The 4,392-nt window shown below is 70.7% G+C and carries 5 protein-coding genes and 1 pseudogene; 4 read left to right on the top strand and 2 right to left on the bottom strand.

Annotated features, from left to right (window positions below):
• Both FV228_RS21495 and denD read left to right on the top strand, forming a co-directional pair.
• A partial coding sequence (locus tag FV228_RS21495; RefSeq protein ID WP_281406514.1) for a nucleotide-binding domain containing protein occupies nt 1-199 on the top strand: 199 nt, incomplete at its 5' end.
• A 31-nt stretch (nt 200-230) separates the two neighbouring features.
• A complete protein-coding gene (gene denD / locus FV228_RS21490; protein ID WP_147856467.1) occupies nt 231-1,208 on the top strand; it encodes a D-erythronate dehydrogenase in 978 nt (325 codons plus the stop codon).
• Nucleotides 1,209-1,211: 3 nt separating this feature from the next.
• Here denD and FV228_RS21485 read toward each other — a convergent pair whose 3' ends face one another.
• Nucleotides 1,212-1,613: a type II toxin-antitoxin system VapC family toxin gene (locus FV228_RS21485; RefSeq protein WP_147856466.1), complete on the bottom strand. Its 402-nt coding sequence runs from the start codon at nt 1,611-1,613 to the stop codon at nt 1,212-1,214.
• Entirely contained in the window at nt 1,613-1,849 is a 237-nt protein-coding gene (locus FV228_RS21480; RefSeq protein WP_147856465.1) for a type II toxin-antitoxin system VapB family antitoxin, read from the bottom strand. The genes FV228_RS21485 and FV228_RS21480 overlap by 1 nt, the downstream gene beginning before the upstream one ends.
• 87 nt (nt 1,850-1,936) lie before the next feature.
• On the opposite strand from FV228_RS21480, the gene recQ reads away from it, so the two are divergent.
• The gene (recQ, locus tag FV228_RS21475; RefSeq protein WP_147856464.1) at nt 1,937-3,778 is read left to right on the top strand and encodes a DNA helicase RecQ; all 1,842 of its coding nucleotides are present in this window, start codon (nt 1,937-1,939) and stop codon (nt 3,776-3,778) included.
• Nucleotides 3,779-3,989: 211 nt separating this feature from the next.
• A pseudogene (locus FV228_RS21470) lies at nt 3,990-4,392 on the top strand (hydrolase); the annotation flags it as partial.

Below are 4,392 nucleotides of genomic sequence, written 5' to 3'. Positions count from 1 at the left end.
CGTGGTGGCCGGGGGCGAGACCTCGGGCGCCGTGGTCGACCGGCTGGGGCTCCGGGCGTTCCTGGTCGGTCCCGAGATCGCCGCGGGCGTGCCGATCCTGCGCACCGCCGGCCGGCCGGAGCCGATGCTGCTCGCGTTGAAATCCGGCAATTTCGGCGGTCCCGACTTCTTCGGGCGCGCCCTGGACATGATGGCCTGACGCGGCAAACCATCGGACGAAGAGGTTACCCATGCACGCCTTGATTCTCGGCGCCGCCGGTATGATCGGCCGCCGCCTCGTCGATGCCCTGGTCGCGGACGGCACGGTCGGCGGCGCGCCGCTCACCGCCCTCACCCTGCTCGACGTGGTGCCGCCCACGGCACCCGCCGGCTTCTCCGGACCGGTGAAGGCCGAGGCCGCGGATCTCACCGCCCCCGGCGCCGCCGAGTCCGCCATCGCCGATCGCCCGGGGGTGATCTTCCACCTCGCCGCGGTGGTCTCGGGCGAGGCCGAGGCGAACCTGGAACTGGGCTACCGGGTCAACCTCGACGGCACGCGGCTGCTGCTCGACGCGATCCGACGGGCCAACGCCGCCGACGGCTACCGGCCGAAGCTGGTCTTCACCTCGTCGCTGGCGGTGTTCGGGCCGCCCTTCCCGAAGGTGATCCCGGATGATTACATCCTGCGTCCGGCCTCCTCGTACGGGGTCCAGAAGGCCATGGGCGAGCTGATGCTCGCCGACTACGCCCGGCGCGGATTCCTGGACGGGATCGGCCTGCGGCTGCCGACCATCTGCGTGCGCCCGGGCAAGCCCAACAAGGCGGCCTCGGGTTTCTTCTCCGGGATCATCCGCGAACCGCTGGCCGGCCAGCAGGCGGTGCTGCCGGTCCCCGATACGGTGCGGCACTGGTTCGCCAGCCCCGCCGCGGCGGTCGGCTTCCTGGTCCACGCGGCCGGGCTCGACCTCGCGGCGATCGGCCCGCGGATCAGCCTGACCATGCCGGGTGTCTCCGCCACCGTCGCCGAGGAGATCGAGGCCCTGCGGCGGGTGGCCGGCGACAAGGCCGTGGCGCTGATCCGGCGCGAGCCGGACGCCGCCATCGCGCGGATCGTCGGCTCCTGGCCGGAGGCGTTCGAGCCGGAGGCGGCCCTCGCGCTCGGCTTTCGGGCGGACGCCTCCTTCGACGCGATCGTGGCGCAGCACGCGGCGGAGTTCCACGGCGGCTGAGATTTAGCCGCAGGCGGAGCGGATGTCGGTCCGCGGGAAATCGTTGCCGATATAGAGCAGGGGCACGCCGTGGACCTGCGCGCAGGCATAGGCGAAGCAGTCGCCGAGGTTCAGGCGGGCGGGGTGGCGGCCCTTACCAAAACGGGCATGGGCGGTGAGGGCGAGGGCGGATTCCGCCGCCGAAATCGGCACGATTCGCAGACCAGCGATGCGGATGAACGCGTCGACCTCCGTCTCGGCGTCTGCCACGGAGATCGCCTTCTTGCGCGCCACCGCGACCACCGTCTCGAAGACGGCGATGCCCGATGTGAGCGGCGTCATCGCGCCATCGAGGCAGTCCAGCAGGACGGAACGCTCCGGCTCGGCCGTCAGGATCGCCACGAGAGCCGAGGCGTCGACGAACATCACTCGTCGTTCAGGCTGTCGTAGAACGCCTTGTCGGCCTCCAGGCCCGTGCGCGGTACGGCATCCATCTTGTCGAGCAAGGGTTTCAGGCGCTCCGCGAGCGGCACCCGCGGCTCCTGCCGCGCCAGCTCGTTCGTGAGCGCGATCCGCACCGCCTCGGTCTTGCTCACGCCGGCCCGCGAGGCCAGTGTCTCGGCGAGCCGGTTCACCTCTTCGCTGCGGATGTTGAGCGGCATGACCGTCCCCGTGTAGAGATCCGAAAGGCTAGTGTGTCGCCACGGGTGCCGCAAGCCGCACAACACGTCCCGAAACCAAGGATCCCGATGACCCGCCTCGACGAGGCCCGCGCCGCGCTGAAGAAGACCTTCGGGTACGAGGATTTCCGGCCCGGTCAGGACGAGGTGATCGGCGCGGTGCTGGACGGCGACGACGTGTTCGCCGTGATGCCCACGGGCTCGGGCAAGTCGATGACCTACCAGCTGCCGGCGCTGATCGATGCCGGGTTGACCGTGGTGGTCTCGCCCCTGATCGCCCTGATGCACGACCAGGTGCAGCAGATGCGCAGCGTCGGCGTCGAGGCCGCCACCCTCAATTCGTCCGTGTCGGAGGTCGAATCGCGCGAGACCTGGCGCAGCCTGCGCTCCGGGGAGCTGCGCCTGCTGTTCGTATCCCCCGAACGCCTGCTGATGGAGGGCTGCATCGAGGCCCTGCGCGGCGTCGGGGTCCGGCGGCTCGCGGTGGACGAGGCCCATTGCGTCTCGCAATGGGGGCACGATTTCCGCCCGGAATATCGGGAGATCGCCCGGGCCCGGCAGGCGCTGGGCAACGTCCAGACCCTGGCGCTGACCGCCACCGCCGATGCCGCCACCCGGGCCGAGATCGCCGAGCGGCTGTTCCCGCAGGGGCGCGGCCCGAAAATCTTCGTTCACTCCTTCGACCGGCCGAACATTCGGCTGACGTTCCAGCCCAAGGACAACCCGGCCCGTCAGATTGAGCGCTTCCTCAAGCACCGAAGGGCGGAGAGCGGGATCATCTACTGCTCCTCGCGCAAGCGCGTCGAACAGCTCGCCGAGACCCTCAAGAAGGACGGGTTCGACGCCCTGCCCTATCATGCCGGCCTCGACCAGGGGACGCGGATGCGCAACCAGGACCGGTTCCTCCAGGAGGACGGCGTGGTGATGACCGCTACGATCGCCTTCGGCATGGGCATCAACAAGCCCGACGTGCGCTTCGTCTGCCACGCCGACATGCCCAACAACGTCGAGGGCTACTATCAGGAGATCGGCCGCGCCGGCCGCGACGGGTTGCCGGCCGACACGCTGACCCTCTACGGCCTCGACGACATGGCGTTGCGCCGCCGCCAGATCGACGAGAAGGAGATCTCCGACGAGCGCCGCCGGGTCGAGCGGCGCAAGCTCGAGGCGATGATCAGCCTGTGCGAGGGCGCCACCTGCCGGCGCCAGTCGCTGCTCGGCTATTTCGGCGAGGCGAGCGAGCCCTGCGGCCGCTGCGACCTCTGCCGCGGTGGCGTCACCCTGGTGGACGGGACCGTGGCGGCGCAGAAGATCCTGTCGGCGATCGTGCGCACCGGCCAGCGCTTCGGCGCGGCCTATATCTGCGACGTGGTCCACGGCAAGGAGAGCGAGCAGGTCCGCCGCAACGGCCACACAAGCCTCAAGACTTTCGGGGTCGGGGCGGACAAGCCTGTGGCCGCCTGGCGAGCGATCCTGCGCCAGCTCTTCGCCGCCGGGGCGATCGCCGAGAATGCCGACGGCTTTGGCGGCCTGTCCATGACCGAGAAGGGCGAGGCGATCCTGTTCGGGCGGGAGCCGGTCAAGCTGCGCCCCGATCCGGAACCGAAGTCCGAATCCCGCGAACGCCGCCGCACCGCGCCGCGCGAGGATGGCGAGATCGCCCTCTCCGAGACAGACGAGGCGCTGTTCCAGCACCTGCGGGGCCTGCGCGCCACCCTGGCGCGGGCCGAGGGTATCGCCGCCTTCATGGTCTTCCCGGACCGGACCCTGATCGAGATGGCCCGTCAGAAGCCCGTCGACCTGTGGGCGCTGCGCGCGGTCCACGGCGTCGGCGAGCGCAAGCGCGATGCCTATGGCGAGAAGTTCGTGGCGGCGATCGGCGAGTTCCTGGCCCAGCCGCCGGCGGCGTGAGCCTGCCGCCTCGGCGACCGGTCCGGCGCAAGCCCCACGCAGTTTCACTCTCGGCGCGCCCGGCCGCTTCCTGTAGGCAAGCGGCCAACTCGAATCGATCGGACCCATCATTTCGACGCTTACGCCCGACGCCGACGCACCGGCCCAGCACAGCTCCGGGAAGCCGGACGGCACCGCATCGCGGACGCTGACCTCCCGCATCGTGTTCTACATGCCGGGCTTCGATCCGCGCGATCCGGAGACCTACTGGGGCCTGTTCCGGCGCGAGGCGCGGTTCACCGCAGCCCGCCGGGGCGCCGCGATCACGGTCGGCGATCCGGTCCGCTCGGCGGACGGGATCGAGCTCGCCTGGGCGGCGGAATCGCGCGGCGTTTCCACCCGCTACGTCCTGCTGCGCTGGGAGGACATCGTCCGCGCCCGGTTCCCGCAATCCGACTGGACGCGGCTCCGGGGCGTGCCGGCGCTGCTCTGGCGCCTGTGGCGGTCGGGCTACATGGCCAACCTGCGCCGGGAGGGCTGGCGCTTCTCCACGGTGATCTTCTGCGTCCACTACATCTACATCGCGCTGGCGCTCCTCAGCGTCGCCGCGGCCGCCGGGCTCGCCGGGCTGGCAC

The sequence above is a fragment of the Methylobacterium sp. WL18 genome (genome assembly GCF_008040015.1).
GTDB classification, from domain to species: domain Bacteria; phylum Pseudomonadota; class Alphaproteobacteria; order Rhizobiales; family Beijerinckiaceae; genus Methylobacterium; species Methylobacterium mesophilicum.
Note: the sequence above shows the minus strand (reverse complement) of the source record. Positions and strands in the feature narration are given on the sequence as shown.